Origin of the sequence: Arthrobacter sp. MYb23, from assembly GCF_002979775.1 — a bacterium.
GTDB lineage: Bacteria > Actinomycetota > Actinomycetes > Actinomycetales > Micrococcaceae > Arthrobacter.
Genome location: NZ_PCPR01000038.1, coordinates 1 through 26,429, shown reverse-complemented (window position 1 = coordinate 26,429; position 26,429 = coordinate 1). Strand labels below are relative to the sequence as shown.

The window sequence follows — 26,429 nt, the reverse complement described above, 5'->3', positions numbered from 1 at the left end:
GAACCCGGAAGCTAAGACCCACAGCGCCGATGGTACTGCACCCGGGAGGGTGTGGGAGAGTAGGACACCGCCGGACATAAATTGAGAAGAGCCCCAGCCACTGGCTGGGGCTCTTCGTCTTTAACCCACCTGTGTGCCTTCTGCCCCCGGTAGAGTTGGTGGTCATGGAAAATCTCTTCAGCCACCCCGAGTCGGAGCCCGAGTCGTCCAAGCCGGACGGCGTCGGCCTGGAGCCCCTCATTTTCACTGTTGTGGTGCCCACCAACATTTCTCATGCCTTTCAGGGGTTCACCGATCATCCACACCTTTGGTGGCCACTGGAGCAAGAGAGCGTGTACGGCGAAGGATCTCATGTTGAGTTTGAAGAGAACCTGATACTGGAGACGGCCGAGGATGGCCGCACCTCAGTGTGGGGGACCATCGACGATTGGCAGCCCCCGCTGTCCTTCCATGCCAGTTGGTATCCCGCAAGCACGCCCTTATGGTCCACGGAGATCCGCGTGGTTTTCCGGGCAGTGGATGAGGGCACTGAAGTTCGCCTGATCCACGATGGTTGGGAAGGCGCCGAAGATCCTGCGGCCTCCCGCGCTTCCTACGCCGAAGGCTGGCCCGGGGTCTTGGAGCGCTACGTGAGGTTCATGGGCGGAGCCGTTGCCTAGGATCCGCAGGCTCCACGCGAATGACTGGGAGCTGTTGAAGACGATCCGTGTGGAGATGCTCACAGATACGCCCATGGCTTACGTGGAGAGTCTGGAGGCCGCCCGCCGGCAAACTGAAACACAATGGCAGGAGCGTGCTGCAGCGATGTCCGGCGATGCCAGCATCACCCTGGTTGCCGACACCGGTGAAAACGGCAGCAAACTCTGTGGCCTGATGCGTGTGGTGCTCAAGCATCCCCAGAGCCCGGAGCTGCCGCTTCAGGCCATGCTGATCAGCGTTTATGTGGCACCCAAGCACCGAGGGCTGGGATTGGCTGACGAACTCCTGAAAGAGGCTTATAACGCCGCCGCGCAGGAGTTGGGAGCCGGAAGCATTGAGCTTGGGGTTCATGAGGAGAACGTTAGAGCGCTTGCCTTCTACCGGCGCCACGGATTTGAGACCACGGGGGCCAGCAGGCCCTACCCGCAGGACACCTCAAAGCTGGAGCTAGTGATGGTGCGGCCGCTGCCGTAAAGGGCTGCCCTCAAGAAAGACTATGAGGCGCCGGCCCTGGGCACGGCTGTACTTGTCCGTACCACCATTTCGGTGGGGTGCTCGGTATCAGCCGGTTCCAGCACCAAGCCGTTGTTGATTGCACCCAGCAGAGTCCGGACAGCCAATGCCCCCTGCCCCTTGGCATCTTGGTCGATAGTGGTCAGGCCCAGGACCTTGCCGAGGTCGTGCCCGTCGATGCCCATGACTGAAAGATCATCCGGGATGCGCAGGCCGAAGTCCCGGGCGGCGAGGATAGTGCCGATTGCCATTTCATCTGACGCAGCAAAGACTGCGGTGGGTCTCTCCGGTGCGCTGGCCAGCAATTGCCGCGCGGCAGCGTAGGCGCCTTCCATGGTGAAGTCCGCGGAAACGATCCATTCGGGCCTGACCGGGCAGCCGGCGTCGTTCATTGCTTTCTCGAAACCACTGCGGCGGGTTCCCGGCAGGTGGAAGTCTTGGTCGTAGGCTTCCAGACCGGTGATGTGCGCAATCTTGGTATGCCCCAGGCCCAACAGGTGGTTGGTGGCTCTGAAGGCGATGCCCGTGTCGTCGATCCTGATGGTGGATGCTCCCGGCAAAGGACCACCGATGCCCACAATGGGCCGGTGCACCGAATGAAGCTGCTGGAGCTCATCTTCGCTGAGCTCCAGGGACACAGCAATCACCGCATCCACCCGCTTGCGGAGCAGGAAGTCGTTGAAGACGCTTTTCCGGTGGGCGGGGTTTTCACCGATGTTGTACAGGGTGAGGTCATAGCCGGCCTCAAGCAGCGCCGCGGAGGCGCCCTCGATCACCGCTGAAAAGAACCAGCGGTGGACCGAGGGAACCACCAAACCGACGTTGTGCGTGCGACCGGAAGCCAGGCTCGATGCATGGTAGGACAGCACGAATCCCAGCTCGGCCGCGGCGGCACGGGCACGCTCCCGGCTGGTGGGCGAGACGTTGCCCTTACCGCTCAGCGCCCGTGAGACAGTGGCAACGGACAGCCCTGCTCGCTCGGCTACGTCCTTGATGCCGGTCATGCTGCTCCTCGGTGGAAATTAGCTGGCTATGAGCCAGATCGTCTCTCCCGAGCCTAGTGGATCTGTGGCGTCCGCCCCCGAGCTTCGCAGGATGGTTTCACCTGCCGGGAGTGGCATGGTCCCGGCCCCGACGTTCATGATCACCAAGGTGTTGCCGTTGAGGTAAGCCAGCGAGGAGTCGCTGCAGTAGTCTTCCACCCAGGCAAGGGAGCCTTGGCCGAGGCGAAGTCCGGCCCGCTGGGCGAGCATCTTCCGGTAAAGGTTAAGGTGCGACGCCGGGTCAGGGTCTTGCTGGTCCCTCGCCAGTTCGGGCCAGGACTCGGGCTGCGGAAGCCAGGGATCCATGCCGCTTCCGAAGCCGGCATGGGGCTCTGCGGCGCGCCAAGGCAGTGGAACCCGGCACCCGTCGCGGCCGATGCGTGCTCCGCCGGTGCGGGAGAACGTGGGGTCCTGTCGCATGGTGCCGGGGATGCTGGAGGAATCGGGCAGGCCGAGTTCTTCGCCTTGGTAGAGGTAGGCTCCGCCGGGAAGGCCGAGCATGAACATGGTGGCTGCGGCAGCCCGGCGTCGTCCGAGTTCTTCGTTTGGCTGGTGGTCGTCGGGGCCGATGCCGTCTCCGTCGCGCGGTCCCGGACCGTCGTAGCCGAAGCGTGAAACGTGCCTGACAACATCGTGGTTGGACAGCACCCAGGTGCTCGGGGCACCTACCGCATCCAGTGACACCAAAGAGTCAGTGATGATGTGGCGGAGGCGATTCACGTCCAAGCCTGCGTGCAGGTAGGGGAAGTTGAAGGCCTGGTGCATTTCGTCAGGGCGAACCCACTGTGCCAGTCGGGGGAGCGGGTCCACATTGGCTTCGGCGCACAGGATGCGGTCCGGTCCGTACTCTTCCAGGATGGAACGCCAGCGGCGGTAGATGTCGTGAAGCGCTGGCTGGCCAAACATGGGTGCGTCATGGCCCGGGAAGCCGTCTGAACTGTTGCCGTCTGCGCGGCCACCCCAGTTGGGTAAGCCTGTTGCTTTGACCAGAGCGTGGGCTACGTCCACCCGGAAACCGGAGATGCCGCGCTCCAGCCAGAAGCGCAGGACGCGCTCAAACTCGGCGTGGACGGCCGGGTTGTCCCAGTTGAAGTCCGGCTGCGAGGAGTCGAAGAGGTGCAGGAACCACTGGCCGGGCTGGCCGTTCGGCTCCACGATGCGTGTCCATGCCGGGCCACCGAAGTGCGATTGCCAGTTGTTGGGCGGCTCGTTGCCGTCCTGGCCTTGACCGTCCCGGAAGATAAACATGTCCCGCTCCTCACTGCCGGGCCCGGCAGTGAGGGCTGACTGGAAGGCGATGTGCTGATCCGAGCAGTGGTTGGGGACGAGGTCCGCGATGACGCGCAGGTTGAGCCTGTTGGCCTCGGCAATGAGGGAGTCGAAATCGGCCAAGGTGCCGAAGAGCGGATCGACGTCGCAATAATCACTGACGTCGTAGCCGGCATCCCGCTGAGGTGAGCGGTAGAAGGGTGACAACCACACAGCGTCCACACCCAACCCTGCCAGTTGCGTGAGTTCGGCAGTGATGCCCGCCAAGTCTCCTACGCCGTCTCCGTTGAGGTCGCGGAAGGATCGCGGATAGATCTGATAGATCACAGCCGATCGCCACCAGCCGTGCGCTGTGGAGGCATCGTGGACCGGGGTCAGATGCGTGAAAGCTGCTGCGGGCTCGTGGGTCGCAACCGGGAGCATGGAATCTACGGACATGAAACACATCGTAGAAGAGTTTTCCAAAAAGTGTAAACGTTTCCAGCCCTAAGGCTACTGTCTTTGCGGTACTTGTGCGGGATAGGTTTTCCGGATCTACAATCGGGTTCACTAAATGTGGAAGCGCTTGCGGCTCCGGGCCTCGCTCCACCGGAAATTGGGCGATTCCCGGGGCCGTGGCGCCCACGTACTGGAAGAAATCCTGTGCCGCCGGTGATGTGCGGCGCTGGCTAGACTGGCACTGAAAAGACTGCGAAGACTGCCGGTTTGGCGTGTCCGCGGAGCTCATGTGGAGGGAAAGCCTTGTCGGACGAAACGGCCGTAGCCGGAACATCAGAGGAAGACATCAAGGAACGCACCGTAGGCCGTGGCGAAGACGCCCGGCCCTCAGTCGCGCAGAGGACCTTCCTGCAAGAACTCGAAGCCGGACTTGGTGCCGGGAAAATAGCGGACGATGAAGAGACCCTCACCATGTACTCGGCCGATCAGGGACCGATACTGGACAGGCACCTGCCTCTCGCCGTGGTCTGGGCCGGGTCCGTCGAGGATGTCCAGCATATTGTTCGCAACTGCGCCGCCCATCAGGTGCCGATCGTCGCACGGGGTGCCGGCACGGGCGTTTCCGGGGGTGCGCACGCCACCCAAGGCTGCATCGTCCTGAGCTTGGAACGGATGAACCGCATCCTTGACCTCAACCCCGACGACGAGACCGCCGTCGTCGAACCCGGCGTCATCAACGCTGACCTGAACGCTGCCGCCGCCGAACACGGCCTCATGTACGCACCAGACCCGGCCAGTTACAAAATGTCCACCATTGGCGGCAACGTCGCCACCAACGCCGGGGGACTGCGGTGCGCCAAGTACGGTGTGACGCGCGATTCCGTGCTGGCCTTGGACGTCGTCATGGCCGATGGCTCCCTGATGCACACCGGTCACCAGACCTTCAAAGGCGTTGCAGGCTATGACCTCACCGCACTGCTGGTGGGCTCGGAGGGAACGCTGGGAATCGTTGTGGGTGTGACGGTTCGCCTGAAGTACCTGCCGCGCGAGATCCACACCATAGCTGCGTTCTATCAGGACTTCCGTAGCGCCGCCGCCGGGGTGCTCGCCGTAGGCAAAGCCCGGGTACAGCCCGCCATCATGGAACTTCTGGACAACGGCACACTGGTGCAGCTGGACGAACTCCACGGCGGGGATCTGCAGAAACGCGGCAAGTCCCTTTTGCTCATCCAGACGGATGGGTTCGGTGCCGCCGCGGAAGCCGACGTCGTCCGGCAGGTACTTGCCGAGGGTGGCGCCATAGTGACCACCGAAGCCAGCGCCGAAGCCGAAATGCTGGTGGAACTCCGCCGCAACAGCCGCGGCGTCGAAGTAGACGACGAATTTAGGGTAGGCGAAGACATCGCAGTCCCACGCTCGCGGCTGGTGGACTTCGTGGCGGAACTCGAAGCGATGGCCACCCGCTTCCAGGTACGCCTCAAAGTAGTGGCCCACGCCGGCGACGGCAACCTGCACCCCACCTTCTGGATGGACCGTGTGGACCCAGCCACCGACGCCGACGCCCTGCAACGACTCAACGCTGCCCTGGACGAATCCATCCGCGTGGGACTGGAAATGGGCGGAACCATTACCGGCGAGCACGGCGTGGGGCAGTACAAGCTGCGATGGCTCGGCCTCGAGCAGCCCGAGCCGGTGCGTGAGCTGCAGCGGCGGATCAAGGAGCTGTTCGACCCCCAGGGGATTCTGAATCCGGGGAAGGCTATCTAAGCGCTTTTCCCGTTGGCGTCCCGCCGGGCCGCAACGCTCGGCGTGCTCGGTCGTGCCGCCCCAGCGGCACCCCAACCTCGCAAGCTCGGTCGGGGACCCCTGCCGCCGTGGGCCCACCTTAGACGCGCGCTGCCGCGTTCCGGCCCCGCGGGCCAGCGCGCACCTGTGACGCTCTATCACCTCCCTCGGGTTTGGGGGTGATGCTCTATCACGTCCCTCGGGTTTGGGGGTGATGCTCTATCACGTCCCTCGGGTTTGGGGGTGATGCTCTATCACGTCCCTCGGGCTTGGGGGTGATGCTCTATCACCTCCAATCCTCTTGCGGATCATCTCGGCACATCTTGGTATTCCAAAATTGCCTGGCAATAAGCGCGTGTCACATCTGAACTGCTGGTTTATCGGCATTTACTTTCCGCCGTTCTCCTCCTAGGCTTGCCTGGTATACCAAAGTTGTTATGAGGAGAATGACGTGGAAGAACTGCGCCCGGACGATGCCCGACCTTCGGGGCGTGGGTCACGACTTGCTACGGGGCTGGTGTTGCTCGGGCTCGTTGTGGTGTCTGTTAATCTTCGGCCGGCCATTACGACCGTTGCCGGGGTGATGAACCAGGTACCGGGTGTGTTTGGTGTGGATCCTTCGCTTCTACCTTTGTTGGGGACCTTGCCGGTGTTGGCTTTTGGTATTTCGGGGCCGATTGGGCCTTGGCTGGCCCGTCGACTTGGGACCGGGCGGGCTGTGGCTGTTGCGCTGTTGGTCCTCGCTGCTGCATTGATTGTTCGGGCGACCGTGCCGGCACTCTTGCTACCGGGCACATTCTTGGCTGGCATGGCGATCATGACCTCGAGCGTCCTGGTGCCTCAGATCGTCAAGGCAAACCGCGGTACTGGCTGGTGGACAGGGTTGTGCACCATGGGATTCGGGCTCGGAGCGGCGCTTGGGGCCGGGCTGGTCCAACCACTTGAGCAAGCATTCGGCGGCAGCCTGCCGTCAGCCCTCGCCGTCTGGGCAGTACCGGCGCTGCTGGGCGCTTTCCTGATCCACCGCTCCGGAGGACGTCCGACGGCGGCTCTCACCACGGCGTCCGGGGCGGCTTCCGCCACGGCGTCCAGCGCTGCTCACACCAGCACCGGGGCCGCTGATGTGTTCACCCCGCTCCGGAAGCAACGCACAGCGTGGGCCGTGACGGCGTTCTTCGGGCTCCAGGCCATGCTGTACTTCGCGATCACATCCTGGCTGGCTGTGTACTTGGTATCCCGAGGGCTTGCGCCGGCGGATGCCGCTGCCTTGCTCGCATGGTTCAGCTTGGCAGGCTTGCCAGCCAGCTTGCTGGCACCTGTGCTGGCCGGCCGTCCGGGCATCCTGAGGATCATGGCGCCCGGCCTTGGCTTGTCCGTGGCAGCTGCACTGCTGGGAGTTCTGATGGCACCAGTTGAGCTGCAGTTCGTCATGGTCGGGATTTTGGGCGTGGTCCAGAGCGCCGGATTCGGGCTGGCCATGGCGTTGGTGGTGATCCGATCCGATGGGCCCCAGTCCGCGGGGAGGCTCTCCGCCATGAGCCAGGGATTTGGTTTCGCGTTGGCGTCCCTTGGCCCGCTGGGTGCCGGGTTGCTGCACGCCATGACCGGTGGCTGGGAAGTGACATTCTGGGTGCTTGCCGCTGAGGCCGTGGTGCTGGCCGGTGCAGGTTTCTTTGCCATCCGTGGACCCCTTGTCAGCGTGGAGGCGGCGGAGGCGACGGAGCAAGCAGCGCCGCCTGAGCAAGCAGTTACGAAAGCCACGTTCGTTCCATAATGCGGCCATTCGCGGGCGCGCGGCGAACAACGCTGCGTCCGGTTGCCGCGAAACCGGGGGAGGGCCTGTTCGGGCGGCAACCCGGCGGCGTATCCTCGGCCATATGACCAACTCAGCAGCAACAGGCACCAACCAGCCGGAAACGCCAGCTACGGAAATCCTGGAGACCAACGAGTGTTGGGAACTCCTCCGAGGTGTCTCGGTGGGCAGACTCGCCGTTGTGGTGGAGGATCACCCGGACATCTTCCCCGTGAATTACAAGGTTGATCACGGGACCCTGGTGTTCCGGACCGGTGAAGGCACCAAACTTCATGCAGCTCTGGGCGATGCTCCGGTGGCCATCGAAGCGGACGGCGTTAATGCCGATACCGGGGTGGCGTGGAGCGTGGTGGTCAAGGGACAGGCGTCTGCCGTGAAGCTGAGCCAGGACGTGCTGGATACAGTCGGCCTCCTGCTGTTCCCCTGGGAGGCAGGGCAGAAGGACCAGTTCATCCGCATCACTCCGAGTAAAGTGACAGGCCGCCGCTTCAAAGTGACGCCCCCGGTGACGTGGTGGTCGCCCCTGGATGATGCTCCCACGGCGCGGAGCGAATAACTCCTCACAACGAAACCCGCCCTTGTCCGTCACCCGCACCGTTGTACGGTATGGGGTTCGAACAAGAGCGGGTCTGGAGGAGCAGCGGGTTTCAGGGTAGCTAGACGAGTTCCAGCTGCTCGGCCACCACCCTGCCTGCGTGGATAACCGTGCGGTCCTTGCCACGGTCCATCACCGTGGAGGCCACCGTTTCGCCGTCCACCAGGAGCAGCTCAGCGGGGTCACCGACCTCGACGCCGGGACGGTGGGCCGTGTCCTTGAGCCTGGTTGCGCTGGGGTCAAGAATGCTCGCGCCACCGATCGTGGCGATGGCAAGGCTGTGCTCAATGAGCTCGTCCTTGCGGAAGCCATGGGTAAAGGCGAGCTGCCAGGTCCGGTCCAGCATGTCCGTGTTGCCGTACGGGGACCAGTAGTCGCGTTGACCGTCCTCGCCCAGCCCCAATCGGACGCCGGCCTCGGTGAGCAGCGGGATGGGGAGCTGGCCTGCAGCCGAAGGAGCAACCGACGCCAGGGAGACATCGAGTTCCGCGAAGGCATCGATGAGCCTGCGCGTGGTGGCCTCGTTGACGCTGCCCAGCTGGTACGCGTGGGACATGGTGACCTTGCCCTGCATGCCCAACGCCCGGGTTCGTTCCAGCACCAGGTCCGTGCTGAAGACGCCCAGCTCACCGGGCTCGTGCAGGTGGATATCGATGGGAACCTGGTACTTCTCTGCCAGGCCGAACACAATGTCCAGGTGCTTCGCCGGATCGCGGTCCAGCGTGCAGGGATCGATCCCGCCCATCACGTTGGCACCGGCTTTCAGCGCCTCTTCCATGAGCTCCACCGTTCCTCCTTCCAGCAACAGTCCGGCCTGGGGGAAGGCGATGATGTCCACTGAAGCCTGGCCAGCGAACTTCTCCTTGGCAGCAGCAACGGCGTCGAAGCGCTCCAACCTGCAGTCCACATCCACTTGGGCGTACGAGCGCACGCGGGTGGTGCCCCGGGCGATCATGCGGCCCAGGGTGTCGTTCACGCGCTCCTGCAGCGGGACCTCGGCGTTGCGCCAGTTTTGGCGGTCGTTCATCATCATGGTCCACACGCCCGGACCTCCGGTGTGCTCCCGGAACGGGAGGCCGATCCGGGTGGAGTCCAAGTGCACGTGGACATCCGAGAAGGAGGGCAGCAGGAGGCGCCCGCGTCCCTCAACAACAGTGAAGCCCTCCGGAAGGACCCGGGCGGGGTCATGAGGTTCGACGGCGGTGATCTTGCCGCCTGCTTCGCCAGCGACGAGGGTGACGTCGCTGAGCGCTTGCCCCCACGGGCGGACGGCGCGGATCAGGGTATTCAATGGTTGCTCCTTTTGCTAGTGAATCTAGTGCATGCCTCTATTGCACGCCTGCCAAGACCGTCGCGGCCAGACCTGTGTGGTGGCAGGCAGGCTCAGCGGGCTGGGCGGGCGCGGGGATCTGGTTGATGCAGCGTTGACGCTGTTCCTCGGGGAGCGTGCCGATCAACGGGCACCGGGTCCGGAAGACGCAGCCGCTGGGCGGATTGGCCGGCGAGGGCAGGTCTCCGCGCAGCCGGATTTTTACCTGATCACGGGCGGCCCGGGGATCCGGCAGGGGAACTGCCGAAAGCAATGCCTTGGTGTAAGGGTGCAGGGGATCGCTGAACAAAGCGTCGCGAGGCCCCTGCTCAACGATCTTGCCCAGGTACATCACCGCCACTTCGTGGGAAATGTGCCGGACCACCGAGAGATCATGGGCGATGAAGATGTAGGAAACGCCGGTGTCTCGCTGGATCTGCTGGAGCAGGTTCACCACCTGTGCCTGCACGGAGACATCCAGGGCGGATACTGGTTCGTCGCACACGATCACCGAAGGGTTCAGGGAAATCGCCCGGGCTATACCCACACGCTGACGCTGACCCCCGGAGAACTCATGCGGGAACCGGTTGAAGTGTTCCGGCTTGAGTCCCACCTGGTCCAGAAGTTCCTTGACCCGGTTCTTGAGCCCACCCGGCGGATTGATCTTCTGCGCCACCATGGGAGCGGCGATGGCCGTACCCACCGTCTGACGCGGATTCAGCGATGCGAAGGGATCCTGGAAGATCATCTGGACTTTACGGCGGAAGTTGTACAGGTCCTTGCCCCGGAGCCCGCTGATGTCCTCGCCGTCCACCAGAATCCTCCCGCCCGTCGGGTCCATGAGGCGGGCCACCATCCGGCCGGTGGTGGACTTACCGCACCCGGACTCACCCACGAGCCCCAGAGTCTGGCCCCTTGCGAGACTGAACGATACGCCGTCGACCGCTTTGACCGAGCGCTTGGGGGCGCCCGGAAGCATGCCGCCCTTCAGCGGGAAGTGCTTTTGCAGGTTCTCCACCTGGAGAATTGGCTGATGTTCCATGGAGGGTCCTAACGCGAATTCCGGATGGTGATGATCTGCGGCCCGCTCAAATGGCAGCGTTTGCCATGCCCGTCCTCAAGCCGTAGTTCCGGCCGTTGACTGGTGCAGATGCCGTCGCCGGCGAGTTCGGTGTACTGGCACCGTGCGCTGAAAATGCAGCCCTTCGGAAGGTCAAGGAGCGACGGCGGCTGGCCGGGTATGTGGTTCAGCCGGCTCGATGCGCTGTTGAGCGTAGGCATCGAATTGAGCAGTCCCAGAGTGTAAGGGTGCTGGGTGTCGTAGAAGATGTCGTCCACGGGCCCGGACTCAACGCACTGGCCGCCGTACATGACCAGCACGTTGTCACACACCTCTGCCACCACACCGAGGTCGTGGGTGATCAGAATGAGCGCAGAGTTGGTTTCCTCCTGGAGTTCGGACATCAAATCCAGGATCTGGGCCTGAACCGTCACATCCAATGCAGTGGTTGGTTCGTCGGCAATCAGCAGTTCAGGCTCGCAAATCAGCGCCATGGCGATCATGGCGCGCTGGCGCATTCCGCCGGAGAAATGGTGCGGGTACTCGTCGTAGCGCTGCTCGGGGCTGGGGATACCCACTCTTCCCAGCATGTCGACGGCGGCAGCCCGGGCCTGCTTCTTGCTCGCCTTGTTGTGGACCAGGTACGCCTCGGCGATCTGGTGACCCACCGTATAGAAGGGGTGCAGCGCAGAAAGGGGGTCCTGGAAGATCATGCCGATGTTGCGGCCACGGAGCGGGCGCATGGCGGACTCGGGCAGGGTGACCAGGTCCTTGCCTTGGAACATCGCCTGGCCAGTGACCTGAGCCGACGTACCTTTGAGCAGGCCCATCAGCGCTTGGCTGGTCACGGATTTTCCTGAACCGGACTCGCCCACAATGCCAAGGGTTTGACCCCGTTCCAGTGAGAAGTCCATACCGTTCACTGCAGAAACAACGCCGTCATCCGTAGGGAACTTCACGGTGAGGCCGCGGACCTCAAGGAACGGTGCTGTTGCCGTAGCGCCGGCCAGGGCGCTCGCCTTCTTGGTGGTGATATTCAACGGGGTCATTGGAGCCTCACTCGGGGATCGATGGCGGCGTAGGCGAGGTCCACCACAACGTTGGCCACGATGACGAAGAACGCGGCCAACATGGTGATGGCCATGGTGACGGGGAGATCGCCGGAAATAGCGGCGTGTACGGCGGTGAAGCCCAGGCCGGGGACGGAGAAGATCTGCTCAGTAAGAACTGCACCGCCCAGCAACAGGCCGATGTCCATGCCCAGCATGGTCACAACCGGTGTGATGCCGGCTCGCACGCCGTGCTTGAAGGTGACCGTCCGCGGCGCCAGACCCTTGGAACGGGCCGTCCTGATGAAGTCCTCGCCGAACGTCTCGATCATGTTGGTCCGGGTGACACGGATGTAGGAAGCACTGAAGAGCACAGCCAGCGCAATCCAGGGCAGCAGGTAGTTGGCCACCCACGCGCCGGGGCCCTGCGGGCCAAAGGGGCTGTTGATCTCGTTGGTGGTGAAGGGCAACAGGTGTAGTTGGTTGACGAACAGGAGCAGCAGGAACAGGCCCGTGACGGGGATCGGCAGTGAAACGCCCACGGAGGCGGCGCCCACAATGAACTTATCCACGGGGGAGCCCTTGCGGAGGGCGGCAAGGAGACCAAGCCCGACGCCAGTGACGGTCCACAGCACCAGCGCGCCGATAGCCATGGAGAAGGTGTAGGGGAGTGAGCGGCCGATGATGTCGGCTACGTTCTCATTGGTTTGGAAGGACTTTCCGAGGCACGGCCATTCGCAAAGAGTCTGCGCACCCGGGGCGCCGATCATTCGCGAAGAAAAGAGCCCGCGGATGTAATCGGCGTACTGGACGAGGAAGGGCTGGTCCATGCCCAAAGCAACACGGGCCTCGGCCACCCGCTCGGGTGTGCACTCCTGACCACAAGCAGCGGCTGCGGGATCAGAGGGGCCGAGCTGGAAAAGCGTGAAGGTAATAAAGCTGACCGCGGCGAGAAGCAGGACCAACGAACCGGTCCGGCGAAGAATGAAAGTCATCATGGTTGGTGGTTGCTATTGCTCGACGCCGACGATCGAGAGATCGATGCCGCCGAAGAAGTAGCCCACCTGGGCATTGCGGACGTTGGAACCCACCACGCTGTTGGTGTGGCTGCGGATGAGCGGGACGATCGGGTAGGTCTTCAAGGCTGAGCCGAACGCCTCGGACCACTTCTTGCCCAGTTCCTCGGAGGTGCCGTCCGTGTTGCGGAGATCGAACATGGTCTTGGAAACTACGGGATCGAAGTAGCGGGACGTGTTGGAGAAGCCGTAGCTGGTGCCTTCATTGTTCGGTCCCAGCAGGGGATCCGCGGAGGTGCGGACTGACGCCGGGTCGGCACCGCCGCACCAGCCGGAACGGCCCATGTCCGGCAGCTGCTCGCTGGCCAGGACGGAGTAGTAGTTGGGTGCCGGGATCGGTACCAGCTCAACTTCGATGCCCAGGGCCTTGAGGTTCTGCTGGACAACCGTGCCGGTGTTCTTGAAGGCATCCCGATTGTTGGCGTACCCATAAGTCAGGGTCTTGGGGAAGTCCTTGCCTTCAAGGAGCTTCTTGGCTTCCTCCAGCTTGGGCTTACCCGTGGGATCCAGCTCGAGTTCGGTCTCCACGTAACCGCGCATCTTGGCATTCAGCGGGCTCTGGGTGATTTCGCCGAAGCGCCGTCCACCGTACTGAACCAGAATGGACTGGCGGTCCAGAGCCAAAGCGATCGCCTTGCGGACGTCAGGGTCCTTGATTTTCTCTGTGTTCAAGCTCAGGACGTCGTTGCAACCCAGGAGACCCGAAGCCACCCGATCCTTCACCTGGGCGTCAGCCAACTTGGCGGAGTCCGAGGTTTGGAGCGCACCGTTGGAGTCAAGGGTGATGGCGTTGGGATCAGAGTCCGCCAAAAGCTGCTGGCTGATAGTGGCCTGCGAGGTGGACAGCGAGAAGCTGAAGGTGTCCGGGAGTGCTGAGCGGTTGGGGTCCGTTGCGGGGTCCCAGTGCGGGTTGCTGACCAGCTTGAGGGACTTGCCGCGGTTGTAGGACTCCACCATGTACGGGCCCGAGGACACGGGGTGGTTGGTGTAATCCAGCTTGGTGTCCTTGGCCTTCGGGACCGGCGCCGTATTGGAACGGGAAGCCAGGGCGGGGAACTCCGCAAACGGCTTCTTCAAATGGAAAACCACGGTGCGTTCATCGGGCGTTTCAACCGCCTTGAGCACAGCGGAAGGATCCTTGTACGGCCCCTTGTACCCGCCGGCGTCGAGCGCTGCATTCAACTCCTGCGGCGCCTGGGTGAAGACATCCTGTGCGAAGGTTCGCTCCACGCCGTACTTGATATCCGCAGAGGTGATGGGTGTTCCGTCCTCGAACTTCACGCCTTCCTTGAGGGTGAAGGTCCAGCTGAGTCCGTCGTCGGAAACCTTGCCGGTGTCCGTTGCGAGGTCCGGGACCACTGTTGGCGGCTGGCCCGCTGTTTCCTTGGCCATGGTCAGGGTGCGGTAGTAGAGCTGGCCAACATTTGCCGTCTGTACATAGTTGCTGTTTCCGGGGTCCAGCGTCTGGAAGTCGGAAGACATCAGCACGTTGATGTTGCCGCCCTTGGCGGTGAAACCGGACTTGACCACGTTGGGGGCCAATTCCGTGACCGAACCGGCGGGCTTGGAACTGCTGGGCTGGCTTTGGCCGGCGCCGCAGCCCGTAGCGGCCATGACGATCAGCACCGAAAGTGCCAGAGCTCTTGCAGGGGTTTTCATGATGCTCCTTGTGAGGGTGAAAGGCGATGCGGGGGGATGAGGGTTAGTGCGAAATTTGCTAGCGGGAGGACTTGGGGTCCAAGGCATCCCGGACGGCGTCGCCCAGAAGGTTGAAGGCCAGGACGGTGACGATGAGCATGATGCCGGGGACCGCGAGGAACCACGGATCGCTGAGGTACCAGTTGCCGGACTGGGCCGCGTTGAGCATCTGGCCCCACGACGGTGTGGGGTCCTTGACGCCGACGCCCAGGAAGGAGAGGGCTGCCTCCGCCGAGATGTTGGTGGGGATCAGCATGGTGGCGTATACCAGGACGACTCCCATGACGTTGGGGATGATCTGGCGGAAGAGAATGCTCAGGTGCGAGGCGCCGAAGGATCGGGCTGCTTCGACGAACTCGCGCTCGCGGAGGCTCAGCACCTGTCCACGGACGATTCTGGCGAGGTACGCCCATCCGAAGAAGCCCAGGATGATGACCAAGGACGCCATGGGCAGGAAGCTGCCTTCGCCCAGCGGCGTGTCCCTCAGCCGTGACTGCAGGATAGGTGTCAGGGAGAGCACCAGCAGAAGGTGCGGGAAAGCCAGGAACAAGTCCATGATGCGGCTGATGATGGCATCGGTCTTGCCTCCGAAGTAGCCGGCTGCTGCGCCAAGGACCGTTCCGAGGACCACTGAAACAACTGTGGAGAGCAGTGCGATGGTCAGTGATACCTGTCCGCCGTAGGCGAGCCTGGCGAAGAGATCGCGTCCCAACCCGGGCTCGACGCCCAACCAGTGCTGGGCCGAGGGATACATGTAGCCGGGGAGCGGCAGTCCGGGGGTTTCGAAGTCATCCAGCACCTCGGGACTGGTGTTGGACGTGTAGGGGTCATTGCCTGACATGGCGCTGAGGACGGGAGCCAGGATGGCGAACAGCAGGATGGCAACCACCACGCACAGGCTGAGAAGGGCGATCTTGCTGCGCCGGATCCTCATCCAGGCCGTGGCGAGGAGGGAACGTGCTTCGGCAGGTGCTTTGGCCTCCGGCGACGTTGCAGGAGGGAGCGGCGGACTGCCGATGCCTGGTTCAACGGACTGTATCTGGGTCAACGGTTCTGCTCGTTTCGTGATCAGGAGCTGGCTCCGGAGTTCTTGTATACCAAAATAGACTAGAGCAGGATTGATGCGATGTAAATCACAAATAATGTACTGTTTGGAATACCAGAGAGTAATACGAGCTGTCCCTCCCGGACAGGAAACAGGAGTCGCCGTGCCTACCAAGGTCACCGCCCGCTATGTGCTGGGGCATCACAATGGCCGCCACGTTCTGCTCGAAAATGCGTGCGTGGTCTACAGCGGCCACACCATTGACTACGTGGGACACGAGTACACCGGGCCGGTGGACCAGGAAGTCCACGCAGGCGAAGCCCTGCTGATGCCCGGTTTGATCGACCTCGATGCATTGACGGACATAGACCACCTCATCCTGGACAGCTGGGCAGGCCCGGAGCAGGCCAAGGGCCATCAGTGGTCCGAGGACTACTTCCAGCACCACCGCGCTGACGTCTTCACAGCCGAAGAACGCCAGGAGATCCGCGAGTACGCGCTGATCCAGCTGATCCTGCACGGCATCACCACCTACATGCCCATCGCCTCGGAAGTTCACTCGGAGTGGGCCGAGCCCTTCCAGGAACTGGTGGGCATGGCCGAGACCAGCCGACGCTTGGGCCTGCGTGGCTACCTGGGCCCCGCCTACAGATCCGGTGTGAACGTCGTGTTGGCGAACGGCGAACGCTCGGTAATGTTCGACGACGGCAGGGGACGTGAGGGACTCGCCGACGCCTTGCGCTTCATTGACCACGCAACGGAGCTGAACGATCCGCTGGTGAGGGGAGTTCTGCTCCCGTGCCGGATCGAGACGTTGGACATCGAATTGCTTAAGGAGACAGCGGCGGCCTCCAACGAACGCGATGTGTTAGTGCGCCTCCACTCACTGCAGGGCCTCGTGGAGCGCGAGCTCATCCTGGACTGGCACGGCGTGACGCCACTGGAGCTTTTGGACCAGGTGGGGATGCTCAACGAACGCCTGCTCATCCCACACGCCACCTACACGGACAGGAACCCTGCTGTGTACGGCGAAGACCGCGGCGACCTCGCCAGGCTTGCCAGCAGCGGTGCCAGCATCATCCACTGCCCTCTGACGTCCATGCGTTACGGCAGCACCTTGGACTCGTTCAACGCTTACAAGGAAGCGGGCATCAACATTTCGCTGGGTACCGATTCGTTCCCGCCGGACCTGATCCGTGGCATGGAAGCCGGCGTGCAGCTCGCCAAGATCCTCGCGGGCACCAACGACGCCGGCGACGTCGCCGGATATTTCGACGCCGCCACTCTGGGCGGCGCGCAGGCCCTCCGCCGTCCTGACCTGGGTCGGCTCGAGCCCGGTGCCCAAGCCGACATGGTGGCCTTCTCCCTGAGGGATATCCGGGACGGCGTCCACGACGACCCGCTCCGAACCCTCCTTCTCAACGGGACAGCGCGCCAGGCCGTGCTTTCGGTGGTGGCCGGGCGAACCATTATGGCCGGTGGCCGCATCGATGGAGTGGACCTGGACTACTGGCGTGTTAAGGGCCAGGAACTCTTTGACAAGATGCGCCGCGCCTACAGCGTCCGGGACAGCCGGAACCGTGCGGCGGATGAGCTGTTTCCTCCCGTGTATGCTCGGTTGGAACGCTGACCGGCGCCGTCCGCCGAATGGAGCGGACACAGGCATGAAGGGAAGTTTGACAGTGGCTGAGGCGATGCCGGAAACCGGGAATGGCCGCGACGAAGAGGCCCGCGCGGAGAACGTCTACCAACTGGTGTTGGAGGGCATTGTCACGGGCACCTACGCGCAGGGTATGCGGCTGCGGGAACGTGAACTTTCAGAGCTGTACAACGTCTCCCGTATTCCCGTGCGTGAAGCCATCCAGCGCCTGGAACAGGACGGCTTTGTGGCAACTTTCCCCCGCCGCGGTGCGGTGGTGCGCCAGCTGACGCTTACGGATGTCAACGAGCTCTTCGATGTCCGCCTCTGCCTGGAGACCTTCGCTGCGCGCATGGCCGCCACGCGGGTAGCTGAAGGCAGCGACGGCGGACGGCTGGAAGAACTCATGGAGGCCTCCAAGGCAGCAATCGACGACGAACGGACCGACGACGTCGCCTTGATCAGCGCCGAGCTCCACGCCGAAATCGTGCGCCTGTCCGGGAACAGGCTGCTGATTGAATCCGTGAAACCCCTGTTCGGGCGGATGCGCTGGATCTTCGGGCTGGCCCACAACCGGAGCAACGAGCTCCAACGCGATGAACATACCGAACTGTGCAACGCGATCCTGAAGGGCAAACCGGATCTGGCCTACTCATTGGCGTACTCGCACATTGAGCTGGGCCGTGAACCTGTTCTGGCCGGACTGGCCGAGACACTGGAACCGTAGGTTTAAGAGGCTCGACGTCGGCACTCACCTGAGGGCCGACGTCGAGTTTTGTTTTAATGAGCGTTAGTCGTCAGCGTCCGGGTACTCTTCCTCGTCGTCGTACCGGCCGGATTCCTCAACCTCAACCTCAAGGATCTTGAGCAGCTCAGTGTCCGGGTTCAGCATGATGGCAGCCTCGTCGCGGCGGTGCTGCAACACCGTGTCCAAGTAGGACTGAACGGTCTCGGCCAAGGGGACGTACCTGTCCTGCTTCTGGCTCATGTACCAGCGGTGCTCCAAGACCTCGTGGACCACTTCCGCCGGTTCCAGCTTCCCGGCCAGGTGCCGCGGAATGGAACGCACAATGGGCTCAAAGATCTGGCTGACCCAGACGTGCGCGCTGATTTCCTCGTCCACCTCCGGGTTGTTGTCCGCCCGGAACTGGTCCATGTCATTGAGGAGCCTGCGGGCCTGGTTCTCCTGGGCATCCAGGCCGGTAAGGCGAAGCAAGCGACGCTGGTGATGACCGGCGTCCACCACTTTGGGCTGGAGTTGGATGGTGGAGCCGTCAGCCGTGGTCTTGATGGCGTATTCCTCCACATCAAAGCCCAGCTCGTTGAGGCGCCGGATGCGGGCAGCCACACGCCACCTTTCGCCGAGTTCGAAGGATTCCTTCTCGGTCAGCTCAGTCCAGAGCCGCCGGTAACTGTCCATGATCAGCTCACTGGTGGCTACGGGATCCACCTTTTCCTCGATCAGCCCGCCGTCCAGCAGATCCATCAGCTCGCCCGCGATGTTCACGCGGGCGATTTCGAGGTCGTATTCACGCTGGCCCATGGAGAGGTCCGGGTAAAGCTCACCCGTTTCGGCGTCCACCAGGTACGCGGCGAAGGCGCCGGCATCACGACGGAACAACGTGTTGGACAGTGAAACGTCACCCCAGTAGAAGCCCACAAGGTGCAGGCGCACCAACAGTAGCGCCTGGGCGTCGATCAGGCGGGTCAGGGTGTCCTTGCGGAGCATTTGGGAGAACAGCGCACGGTACGGCATGGAGAATTTCAGGTGCCGGGTGACCAGCACCGGGTTCAGCGGCCGGCCGTCCGCGGTGGTACGCCCGGTAATGACAGCCACCGGCTCCACGCAGGGAACGTCCAGCCGGGCCAGCTTCCGCAGCATGTGGTACTCGTGGCGTGCCACGTGCTCTGAGGTTTCCTTGATGGCGATCACCGAGCCACCCAAATGCGCGAAACGGACGATGTGCCGGGAAATACCGCGGGGGAGGGCAGCCAGGTTTTCGGCGGGCCAGTCCTCCAACGCGATATGCCATGGCAGGTCCAGCAGCTCCGGATCGGCCGAAGCCGCCGTAATGTTCAGGGATCCGATAACACTGGCCGGCGGCGCGGTGTCCTGCGCGCTCGCAGCTTCAGTGCGGGGGAGCTTGCCGATCTGCCCGTAGTCGGTGGGTTCGTCGTGCCACTGGGCTTCGTTTTGCTCGCTCATGCCTCAATTGTTCCGTACTTGGAGTCCGTGGCGGCTATCGCTGCAGCAAAGGGGTACTCCGGCTTCGCTGACCACTCGACGTCGGGCGCTTCCTGGAAGACGACGCCCTGCTTGGCGAGCCGCTCACCCAAGGTGCCCAACCGGCGTCGGAAGTCACCGGTGTTGCGGACCTCCTGGCCGGACCACGCGACTTCTGCCAGGGAAACAGCCCGGGGGTACAGGAGCCATTGCGCCTGCCTGTTGTCGCGGATGGTCTCGGACCATAGTGCGCCTTCGACGCCCAGGATCTGCTGCTCGTCCAAGCCGCCCTGGGCCGGGTCCCAGTTGTAATACTCGGACCAGGTGAAGGGGCCGCCTTCCACCCATTCGAGTCCCACGGGGCTGTCCGACGCATACTTCTGGTCCAGGTAGGTGTTGGCCGCTGGAGACATAATCACCCGTGAACCGGCTTCCTCTGCCTGCCGCACCACGGGTGCGAAATCGCCGTGCCAGTACTGGATCACGGCACCTTCAGGAAGCTCGACGGCGGCGTACTCGTTCCAGCCCACCACAGTTTTGCCGGTTTCGGCGCCGATCCGAACGAACTGCTGGACCATGGCCACGTAGTCGTCATGACCGGTGACGTGGGCTTCGTCGCCGCCGATGTGGAGGTAGGGTCCCACCGTGATGGCGGCAAGCTGCCCGATGACTTCGCGGACGAACTCGTAAGTGACCGGAAGATCCGCCGTCAGGGTTGACCAGCCCACCTCGGAGGTGGTGCTCATGGGCTTCGCCTGGCCATCGGGATTGAGCTGGGCTATCGCAGCGAGGGCCGCATTAACATGGCCGGGGAGGTCGATCTCCGGCACCACCAGCACGTTCTTGCTCGCTGCATAAGCCTGGATGTCCAGGAAGTCCTGCTGCGTGTAGAAACCATGCCGTCCACGGGCGGGGACCGCGGTGGGCACCTCTACCGCGCCCGGCCCGCCAATCTCTGTCAGCTTGCCGTAGGGCAACCCGGACGGGTTGTGTTCCGGTTCGTGGACTTCGATGCGCCACGACTGGTCGTCGGTGAGGTGCAGGTGCAGGGCGTTGAGCTTGAACTGCGTCATGACGTCGATCTGCTCTTTCACCTCCTCCACGGTGAAGAAATTACGGGCCACGTCCAGCATCAGGCCGCGGTACGCGAACCGCGGGGCATCCGCGATGTCGACGGCGGGAATCACCCAGTTGCTGTGGCTTGAGTCGGCGTCCTCGATGGACGCGGGGAAAAGCTGCCGCAGCGTCTGTACTCCGTTGAAGAGTCCCGCATCCGTGGCTGCCGTGAGTCCGACCCCACGATCGGTGACGTTGAGCGCGTACGCTTCAGGGCCGCCGTCGAACGTTTCCACCAGCTCGAGTGAGATGTCACCGGGGAGGCTGTCTTCTATGAGGGGCAGTTCGAAACCGGTGCCGCGGCGCAGCAGCGAGGCGAGCTGTTCAGCCACCGGGGCCGCAGCGTCTCTTGCGGCGATCCGGGCTGCCGGGGTGAGCGTGAAAGCCGGGCTGTCCAGGAGTGCGACGTGGGAGGGGCGGGGGATCAGGTTATCTGTGGTGTTCATACCGTTCCTTCTGGGAGAAAGGTTAACGCGAGAGCGGCCCGACCGGGAGGGGTCGGGCCGCTATCAAAATGCGGAACGTACAGACGCAGTAGCGCCGGTTGGGACTAGTCGCCCAGGCGCAGGCCCGTCTTCGTGTCGAACAGGTGCACGTGGCCGGACTGCGGACGAACGAAGATGGACTCACCCTTCATCGGAGGGCGGCGACCGTCGACGCGTGCGACGATGTCGTGGCTCTTGCCATCAAGGATGGTGTGGCCGTAGACGTAAGCGTCGGCGCCGAGTTCTTCAACGACGTCAACCTCAACCTGGAGGCCTTCGCCGTTGCCGACGGTCTCGAGGTCTTCCGGACGCGAACCGACCGTGACGGTCTGGCCGTGAGCCTCTTCGAGGACGTCGCGCGGCACGGGGTAAACCGTTCCGCCGAACTGGACGCCGCCGTCGACGACCGGGAGTTCCAGGAGGTTCATGGCCGGGGAGCCGATGAAGCCTGCAACGAAGACGTTCTGCGGGCGGTCGTAGAGGTTGCGCGGGGTGTCAACCTGCTGCAGCAGGCCGTCCTTCAGTACAGCAACGCGATCGCCCATGGTCATTGCCTCAACCTGGTCGTGCGTCACGTAAACGGTGGTGACGCCCAGGCGGCGGGTCAGGGATGCGATCTGCGTACGGGTCTGGACGCGGAGCTTGGCGTCAAGGTTGGAAAGCGGCTCATCCATGAGGAAGACCTGCGGGTTACGGACGATTGCGCGACCCATGGCAACGCGCTGGCGCTGACCACCGGAGAGTGCCTTCGGCTTGCGGTCCAGGTAAGCCTCAAGGTCAAGGAGTTTGGCGGCTTCGCGGACACGCTCGGCGCGCTCTTCCTTGGAGATGCCGGCGATCTTCAGCGCGAAGCCCATGTTGTCCGCAACGGTCATGTGCGGGTACAGGGCGTAGTTCTGGAAGACCATGGCGATGTCGCGGTCCTTCGGCGGAACGTCGGTGACGTCGCGATCGCCGATCAGGATACGGCCTGCGTTGACGTCCTCAAGGCCTGCGAGCATGCGCAGCGAGGTGGACTTACCGCAACCGGAGGGTCCAACGAGGACCAGGAATTCGCCATCGGCGATGTCGATGTTGAGTTTATCGACGGCGGGCTTATCTGTGCCCGGGTACAGACGCGTAGCGTTATCAAAAGTAACTGTAGCCACAGTTATCAATCCCTTCACCGGCAGGTACGTGCCGGACGATCCGTTGTGAATGGTTCATTTTCTTCAGTTGAACTCCCCGGCCAATGGCCGGGGAGGATCGCGTGACGCCGCACGGTACTGTGCGTCACATCACACCCAAGAGTATGTCAGACTTTTTGACTAACTACCTAAATGTTACGAACGTCACATGTTGCGCTCATCACTCGTTAGGCTCCGCGTCAGGCTTCCGCCGTGACCCGCCGCCGCTCGCGCAGCAAAGCCTCGAGCAGCTCCGCCACATGCACCGGGGCTTCCACACGGTACTGCGCTTGGGTGAAGTCCAGGCCCACCTTGATGCCAACGTCGTCGCCCATCAGCCGGCCCAGCGCATCCTCATCAGTGACGTCGTCGCCGGCAAACAGGATGGCCGTTGCACCCGTAGCCTGACGGAGGAACTCCACAGCCTCACCCTTGGAGGCGTGGACTACCGAGGTTTCCAGCACGCGCTTGCCCGTCTTCAGGTAAACCCCGGGATGCTCGCGGAGCACCCGGGTCGCGGCCTCGACGGCGTCTTCCGCTACGTCGTCGTCGGCCATCCTGGTGTGGAGGACGACGCCGGCGGGCTTGTCTTCGAGCAACGTTCCCGGAGCGATGTTCACGATTTCCGCCAGAACCTCACGGACCGCAGCCAGTTTTGTGCGCTGCTCCTCGTCCAGTTCCAGGCCCAAAGAGCCCTCCCCGAGCCAGACCTCAGCGCCATGGCTGCCGATCAGGAGCGTGTTCTTAGGTGGCGTGGCGACCAACCGCAGACTGTCCAGTGCGCGGCCTGAGATGAGTGCCGTCGTCGTGCGTGGAAGTTCTGCGAGTGCCTCCAAAGCTGCGGCCGAGCGGGGGAGGGGGCGTGCGTCTTCCGCGCGGTCCACGAGGGGGGAGAGGGTGCCATCGAAATCCAGGGCCACCAGGAGGTGCTCCGTGCTGGAAATGCGTTGGACTGCTTCCAATAATTCGGGCTTCAGGGAGAGTTTCTCAGCTGTCATCGCGCACTACCTTTTCTTCGAGGGCTGCCAGGAACTCCGCTGACCAAAGATCTACGTCGTGGTCCAGGATCTGCTTGCGCATCAGCTTCATGCGGCGCCGCGCTTCCTTGGGATCCAGGGTGATGGCCTTGAGGACTGTCGACTTGAGGCCATCGATGTCGTGTGGATTGATCAGGAACGCCTGCTTGAGCTGATCGGCAGCGCCGGCGAACTCGCTGAGGACCAAAGCGCCGTCGTCGTTCTGGCGGGCGGTGACATATTCCTTGGCAACCAGGTTCATCCCGTCGCGCAGCGCGGTGACCAGCATGACGTCCGCCGCGAGGTACAACGCCACCATTTCCTCCACCGGGTAGCTGTGGTGCAAGTAGCGGACAGCCGTGTTCTGGATGGTGTCGTAGGTGCCGTTGATGTGGCCTACGGTGCCTTCAATCTCCTCGCGGAGCAGCCGGTATTGCTCCACTCGTTCGCGGCTGGGACTGGCCACCTGGATGAGCGTGGCATCCTCCACTTTGATGTGGCCGTCAGCCAGGAGTTCCTCGAAAGCCTTAAGGCGGTGCCGGATGCCCTTGGTGTAGTCCAGCCGGTCCACGCCCAGGAGGATGGTCTTGGGATTGCCCAGGTCCTTGCGGATCTGCTGGGCGCGTTCAATGATGTCCGGCCGGTCTGCGAGCTCTCGGATCTGGGCAACATCGATGGAAATCGGGAAGGCCTGTGCCCTGGCGATGTGCGTTACTTCGCCGTTGGGACCCTTGACGTGGACCTGCTGCTGCTTGACGCTGGCGCCCAGGAAGCGGCGTGCGGAACGCATGAAATTACCGGCATCGCTGGGCCGCTGGAAGCCCAGAAGGTCCGCGCCGAGCAAACCGTCAATGATCTCCCGACGCCACGGCAGTTGGGCGAAGATCTCCGGTGGAGGGAACGGGATGTGGTTGAAAAAGCCAATCTTCAGGTCCGGACGGGCCTCGCGCAGCAACCTCGGAACCAGCTGGAGCTGGTAGTCCTGAACCCAGACAGTGGCGCCGTCCGCTGCATGGCGGGCGACGGCGTCGGCGAACTTCCGGTTGACCTTGCGGTAGGAATCCCACCACGTGCGGTGGAACTCCGGCGGCGCAATGACGTCGTGGTAAAGAGGCCAAATGGTGGCGTTGGAGAAGCCCTCATAGAAGAGTTCAACGTCATCGCTGCTCAACTGAACCGGGATAAGGTCCATGCCTTCGTGGCTGAACGGACGCACAGTCTCGTCCGGGGCGCCATGCCAACCCACCCACGCGCCGTCGGACTTTGTCATCATCGGCGCGAGCGCCGTGACCAGTCCGCCGGGCGAGCGACGCCAGCCGCTTTCTTCGTTGTCATCGCTGATGCGATCCACCGGCAACCTGTTGGAGACCACCATGAAATCGAACGTGCTCGCCGTGGGCTTCTTCGTCGGAGAAGCTTTGGTGCCCTGTTCGGTATTGAGTTTGTCGCTTGCCGGATCCTGCATTAACGCTCCCTGGGGTTGCTGTGACTCAACTCCCAGCCTACTAGCGGAATCATCCCCGGCACTTGATCGTTCAACAACCGGGTCATGAGGCATGGGCAAACCTTCAAGTTTGCTCCCGTAAACTGACCCCGTTGCCCTAGCTAATGCACTTTGACGTCGAATACCCCGAGGAACTGATGAGCCCCGCAAACGAACCACGCCTGTCCAAGGCCGAAAAGACCGCCCAGGCGCGGGAGAAAGCGCGCGCAATCCGCGAAGAACAGCTGAAAAAGGAGAAGCGCAACAAGCTTCTTGTCGGCTGGGGCATCGTGGCGGCCGTGGTGGTCATCATCGTCATCATTGCCTTCGCGTTCTTTAGCGCCCAGAACAACAACGCGCCTGTGGCCGATCAGGGACCGACGCCGGCCAACGGCAACGTCCACGGTGGCATCACCATGCTGGCCAACACCGAAGTGGTGAAATCGGAACCTGCCACCGTCAACGTGGCCGACGTCCCGGCTCCCCTCGAAACCAAGCCGGCTACGGTCACCGCGCCGGGTGCCGAGGCCGAGGCCGGCAAGCCCGTCAAGGTTGTTGCCTACATCGACTTCATCTGCCCTGTGTGCAAGCAGTTCGAGACCGCCTACGGCGAATCGCTCACCAACCTTCGTAACGAAGGCAAAATCTCCGTGGAGTACCGTGCCCTCGGCTTCCTGGACCGCCAGTCCACCACCAACTACTCCTCACGCGCAGCCAACGCTGCCGCCTGCGTAGTGAACTCCTCGCCGGAGAAGTACGCGGAATTCTTCAACCTGCTCTTCGAGCGCCAGCCGGCTGAAGGCGGAGCGGGCATCTCCGACAACGACCTCAAGAAAATGGCCACCGAAATCGGTGCGGCCAACATCGACTCCTGCATCGACAGCAAGCAGTTCCGTCCGTGGGTGAAGGTTGCCACCCAGGAAGCTGCGGCAATCGGCGTCACGGGAACACCCACCGTGTTCATTGACGGAAAGCAGTGGGACGGCAAATCCGACCTGAACGCCGAGATCCAGACGGCAATCACCGCCAAGGGCTAACCCTCGCGGCATGCACGACGGCGGCCGGTCACCCTTTGCGGGTGGCCGGCCGCTGCTGCGTGGCGGCGAATTTCGTTGACGGGGATGGTCTGGGCTAACCTTATCTAGCGCTCTTTCGCGCTTTGCTTCGGGTAACCGGAGCGTGCCTCCTTAGCTCAGTTGGCCAGAGCACCGCTCTTGTAAAGCGGGGGTCGTCGGTTCGAATCCGACAGGGGGCTCCACTAACCCCTCCATTCCGGCGATTTTGCCCGGAACGGAGGGGTTTTTCGTGTCTGAACTGCAGGGCACTACACGTTTACTACACGCTTTCAAGACGCCAGACGACACCAGCGGGCTCCTGGGCTGCATAGAGGGAGCCATGCAGCCAGGCAACAAGACCTTGGGACCGGCAACGGACCGAGGCAACGCAAGGACACTCGGGAATACCAATAGGGCCGCCTCGGCCGTGTGACTTGCGGCGCCGGGGCCCACTCTGAAGACTGGGGAGCCAAGCACGGGCCGAGGCCCGTTAGGCGTCTAACTTTGGGGATCGGAAATGCTGGGACAGAGAATGTATGCGTGGCGGCGGCCGCTGTGGCCAATCACCTTGGCTATCGTCGTGGCCGACCTCGTCATTTGGTTCCTACTGATCAACGATGCCACAGGCGGTGACCCAACCCTTGGGAATGTTGCGTTCGTGGTGACGATTGTTTGGCTCGTCCTGGGTCAGTTCATCGGTCCGAAGCTCCAGACCAACAGAACCGCGGACCAGACGCCCGAAGTCTGACCGTTCGATTCGGCCGGTCAGGCATGACGGGTACGGAATGCTTTTGTCGGGCTGCACGCTGAGTCTTGCTATGCGGCAAGCATGGCGAGAGTACATGTGGCCATC

At 62.9% G+C, this 26,429-nt stretch carries 22 protein-coding genes and 1 tRNA gene; 10 read left to right on the top strand and 13 right to left on the bottom strand.

All coding sequences use genetic code 11. The features are described from left to right. Window positions 1–164: 164 nt before the first annotated feature. Together CQ020_RS23085 and CQ020_RS23080 are read left to right on the top strand one after the other, a co-directional pair. Window positions 165–659, top strand: a complete 495-nt coding sequence (locus tag CQ020_RS23085) for an SRPBCC domain-containing protein (RefSeq protein ID WP_181152007.1) — start codon at window positions 165–167, stop codon at window positions 657–659. Then, window positions 652–1,173, top strand: a complete 522-nt coding sequence (locus tag CQ020_RS23080; protein WP_105694178.1) for an N-acetyltransferase — start codon at window positions 652–654, stop codon at window positions 1,171–1,173. The genes CQ020_RS23085 and CQ020_RS23080 overlap by 8 nt, the downstream gene beginning before the upstream one ends. 20 nt (window positions 1,174–1,193) lie before the next feature. Here the strand turns inward: CQ020_RS23080 and CQ020_RS23075 are convergent, their stop codons facing one another. Both CQ020_RS23075 and CQ020_RS23070 read right to left on the bottom strand, forming a co-directional pair. Beyond that, window positions 1,194–2,216, bottom strand: a complete 1,023-nt coding sequence (locus CQ020_RS23075; protein ID WP_105694177.1) for a LacI family DNA-binding transcriptional regulator — start codon at window positions 2,214–2,216, stop codon at window positions 1,194–1,196. A gap of 18 nt (window positions 2,217–2,234) precedes the next feature. Then, entirely contained in the window at window positions 2,235–3,962 is a 1,728-nt protein-coding gene (locus tag CQ020_RS23070) for a glycoside hydrolase family 13 protein (RefSeq protein WP_105694176.1), read from the bottom strand. A 303-nt stretch (window positions 3,963–4,265) separates the two neighbouring features. Between CQ020_RS23070 and CQ020_RS23065 the strand changes: the two genes are divergently transcribed. The 3 genes from CQ020_RS23065 (at window position 4,266) to CQ020_RS23055 (ending at window position 8,116) form a co-directional block, all read left to right on the top strand. Continuing rightward, window positions 4,266–5,729, top strand: a complete 1,464-nt coding sequence (locus tag CQ020_RS23065; protein ID WP_105694175.1) for an FAD-binding oxidoreductase — start codon at window positions 4,266–4,268, stop codon at window positions 5,727–5,729. A 469-nt stretch (window positions 5,730–6,198) separates the two neighbouring features. Next, on the top strand, window positions 6,199–7,521 hold the full coding sequence (locus CQ020_RS23060) for an MFS transporter (RefSeq protein ID WP_258142174.1): 1,323 nt from the start codon (window positions 6,199–6,201) through the stop codon (window positions 7,519–7,521). Window positions 7,522–7,624: 103 nt separating this feature from the next. Then, window positions 7,625–8,116, top strand: a complete 492-nt coding sequence (locus CQ020_RS23055) for a pyridoxamine 5'-phosphate oxidase family protein (RefSeq protein WP_105694174.1) — start codon at window positions 7,625–7,627, stop codon at window positions 8,114–8,116. Window positions 8,117–8,216: 100 nt separating this feature from the next. Here CQ020_RS23055 and CQ020_RS23050 read toward each other — a convergent pair whose 3' ends face one another. From CQ020_RS23050 to CQ020_RS23025, 6 genes are read right to left on the bottom strand one after another with little or no spacing between them, the layout of a single operon-like run. Further along, entirely contained in the window at window positions 8,217–9,446 is a 1,230-nt protein-coding gene (locus CQ020_RS23050) for an amidohydrolase family protein (protein ID WP_105694173.1), read from the bottom strand. A gap of 37 nt (window positions 9,447–9,483) precedes the next feature. Further along, entirely contained in the window at window positions 9,484–10,506 is a 1,023-nt protein-coding gene (locus CQ020_RS23045; RefSeq protein ID WP_105694172.1) for an ABC transporter ATP-binding protein, read from the bottom strand. Window positions 10,507–10,514: 8 nt separating this feature from the next. Continuing rightward, window positions 10,515–11,573 carry an ABC transporter ATP-binding protein gene (locus tag CQ020_RS23040; protein WP_105694171.1) on the bottom strand — a complete coding sequence of 353 codons (1,059 nt, stop codon included), beginning with the start codon at window positions 11,571–11,573 and terminating at the stop codon, window positions 10,515–10,517. Further along, a complete protein-coding gene (locus CQ020_RS23035; RefSeq protein ID WP_105694170.1) occupies window positions 11,570–12,571 on the bottom strand; it encodes an ABC transporter permease in 1,002 nt (333 codons plus the stop codon). The genes CQ020_RS23040 and CQ020_RS23035 overlap by 4 nt, the downstream gene beginning before the upstream one ends. 12 nt (window positions 12,572–12,583) lie before the next feature. Then, window positions 12,584–14,308, bottom strand: coding sequence for an ABC transporter substrate-binding protein (locus CQ020_RS23030; protein ID WP_105694169.1), 1,725 nt, complete (start codon window positions 14,306–14,308; stop codon window positions 12,584–12,586). 58 nt (window positions 14,309–14,366) lie between these two features. Then, window positions 14,367–15,395, bottom strand: a complete 1,029-nt coding sequence (locus CQ020_RS23025) for an ABC transporter permease (RefSeq protein WP_258142173.1) — start codon at window positions 15,393–15,395, stop codon at window positions 14,367–14,369. 160 nt (window positions 15,396–15,555) lie between these two features. Between CQ020_RS23025 and CQ020_RS23020 the strand changes: the two genes are divergently transcribed. Both CQ020_RS23020 and CQ020_RS23015 read left to right on the top strand, forming a co-directional pair. Beyond that, the gene (locus tag CQ020_RS23020; RefSeq protein ID WP_105694168.1) at window positions 15,556–17,022 is read left to right on the top strand and encodes a chlorohydrolase family protein; all 1,467 of its coding nucleotides are present in this window, start codon (window positions 15,556–15,558) and stop codon (window positions 17,020–17,022) included. Window positions 17,023–17,056: 34 nt separating this feature from the next. Continuing rightward, on the top strand, window positions 17,057–17,758 hold the full coding sequence (locus CQ020_RS23015) for a GntR family transcriptional regulator (RefSeq protein ID WP_258142172.1): 702 nt from the start codon (window positions 17,057–17,059) through the stop codon (window positions 17,756–17,758). Between the two features lie 63 nt (window positions 17,759–17,821). Here CQ020_RS23015 and CQ020_RS23010 read toward each other — a convergent pair whose 3' ends face one another. From CQ020_RS23010 to CQ020_RS22990, 5 genes are all read right to left on the bottom strand, one after another. Beyond that, complete coding sequence (locus CQ020_RS23010; protein ID WP_024819684.1) at window positions 17,822–19,237, bottom strand: DUF4032 domain-containing protein; 1,416 nt, start codon at window positions 19,235–19,237, stop codon at window positions 17,822–17,824. Further along, window positions 19,234–20,817, bottom strand: coding sequence for a beta-N-acetylhexosaminidase (locus tag CQ020_RS23005; RefSeq protein ID WP_105694166.1), 1,584 nt, complete (start codon window positions 20,815–20,817; stop codon window positions 19,234–19,236). The genes CQ020_RS23010 and CQ020_RS23005 overlap by 4 nt, the downstream gene beginning before the upstream one ends. 104 nt (window positions 20,818–20,921) lie before the next feature. Continuing rightward, complete coding sequence (locus CQ020_RS23000) at window positions 20,922–22,004, bottom strand: ABC transporter ATP-binding protein (RefSeq protein WP_024819686.1); 1,083 nt, start codon at window positions 22,002–22,004, stop codon at window positions 20,922–20,924. 218 nt (window positions 22,005–22,222) lie between these two features. After that, the gene (gene otsB / locus CQ020_RS22995; RefSeq protein WP_105694165.1) at window positions 22,223–23,020 is read right to left on the bottom strand and encodes a trehalose-phosphatase; all 798 of its coding nucleotides are present in this window, start codon (window positions 23,018–23,020) and stop codon (window positions 22,223–22,225) included. After that, complete coding sequence (locus CQ020_RS22990; protein WP_105694164.1) at window positions 23,010–24,503, bottom strand: trehalose-6-phosphate synthase; 1,494 nt, start codon at window positions 24,501–24,503, stop codon at window positions 23,010–23,012. The genes otsB and CQ020_RS22990 overlap by 11 nt, the downstream gene beginning before the upstream one ends. A gap of 176 nt (window positions 24,504–24,679) precedes the next feature. Here CQ020_RS22990 and CQ020_RS22985 point away from each other — a divergent pair, with 176 nt between their 5' ends. The 3 genes from CQ020_RS22985 to CQ020_RS22975 all read left to right on the top strand — a co-directional run bounded on the left by CQ020_RS22985 (window position 24,680) and on the right by CQ020_RS22975 (window position 26,324). After that, entirely contained in the window at window positions 24,680–25,558 is an 879-nt protein-coding gene (locus CQ020_RS22985; protein WP_181152006.1) for a thioredoxin domain-containing protein, read from the top strand. A gap of 144 nt (window positions 25,559–25,702) precedes the next feature. Beyond that, window positions 25,703–25,779, top strand: a tRNA-Thr gene (locus tag CQ020_RS22980). A gap of 314 nt (window positions 25,780–26,093) precedes the next feature. Further along, window positions 26,094–26,324 carry a hypothetical protein gene (locus CQ020_RS22975; RefSeq protein WP_146116695.1) on the top strand — a complete coding sequence of 77 codons (231 nt, stop codon included), beginning with the start codon at window positions 26,094–26,096 and terminating at the stop codon, window positions 26,322–26,324. Window positions 26,325–26,429 lie beyond the last annotated feature (105 nt).

Excerpts from the sequence above, each read along its gene's own strand:
- CQ020_RS23085 (WP_181152007.1), top strand. The coding sequence starts at position 165 with ATGGAAAATCTCTTCAGCCACCCCGAGTCGGAGCCCGAGTCGTCCAAG.
- CQ020_RS23075 (WP_105694177.1), bottom strand. The coding sequence starts at position 2,216 with ATGACCGGCATCAAGGACGTAGCCGAGCGAGCAGGGCTGTCCGTTGCC.
- CQ020_RS23070 (WP_105694176.1), bottom strand. The coding sequence starts at position 3,962 with ATGTCCGTAGATTCCATGCTCCCGGTTGCGACCCACGAGCCCGCAGCA.
- CQ020_RS23055 (WP_105694174.1), top strand. The coding sequence starts at position 7,625 with ATGACCAACTCAGCAGCAACAGGCACCAACCAGCCGGAAACGCCAGCT.
- CQ020_RS23045 (WP_105694172.1), bottom strand. The coding sequence starts at position 10,506 with ATGGAACATCAGCCAATTCTCCAGGTGGAGAACCTGCAAAAGCACTTC.
- CQ020_RS23040 (WP_105694171.1), bottom strand. The coding sequence starts at position 11,573 with ATGACCCCGTTGAATATCACCACCAAGAAGGCGAGCGCCCTGGCCGGC.
- CQ020_RS23035 (WP_105694170.1), bottom strand. The coding sequence starts at position 12,571 with ATGATGACTTTCATTCTTCGCCGGACCGGTTCGTTGGTCCTGCTTCTC.
- CQ020_RS23030 (WP_105694169.1), bottom strand. The coding sequence starts at position 14,308 with ATGAAAACCCCTGCAAGAGCTCTGGCACTTTCGGTGCTGATCGTCATG.
- CQ020_RS23015 (WP_258142172.1), top strand. The coding sequence starts at position 17,057 with ATGAAGGGAAGTTTGACAGTGGCTGAGGCGATGCCGGAAACCGGGAAT.
- CQ020_RS23010 (WP_024819684.1), bottom strand. The coding sequence starts at position 19,237 with ATGAGCGAGCAAAACGAAGCCCAGTGGCACGACGAACCCACCGACTAC.
- CQ020_RS23005 (WP_105694166.1), bottom strand. The coding sequence starts at position 20,817 with ATGAACACCACAGATAACCTGATCCCCCGCCCCTCCCACGTCGCACTC.
- otsB (WP_105694165.1), bottom strand. The coding sequence starts at position 23,020 with ATGACAGCTGAGAAACTCTCCCTGAAGCCCGAATTATTGGAAGCAGTC.
- CQ020_RS22990 (WP_105694164.1), bottom strand. The coding sequence starts at position 24,503 with ATGCAGGATCCGGCAAGCGACAAACTCAATACCGAACAGGGCACCAAA.
- CQ020_RS22985 (WP_181152006.1), top strand. The coding sequence starts at position 24,680 with ATGAGCCCCGCAAACGAACCACGCCTGTCCAAGGCCGAAAAGACCGCC.
- CQ020_RS22975 (WP_146116695.1), top strand. The coding sequence starts at position 26,094 with ATGCTGGGACAGAGAATGTATGCGTGGCGGCGGCCGCTGTGGCCAATC.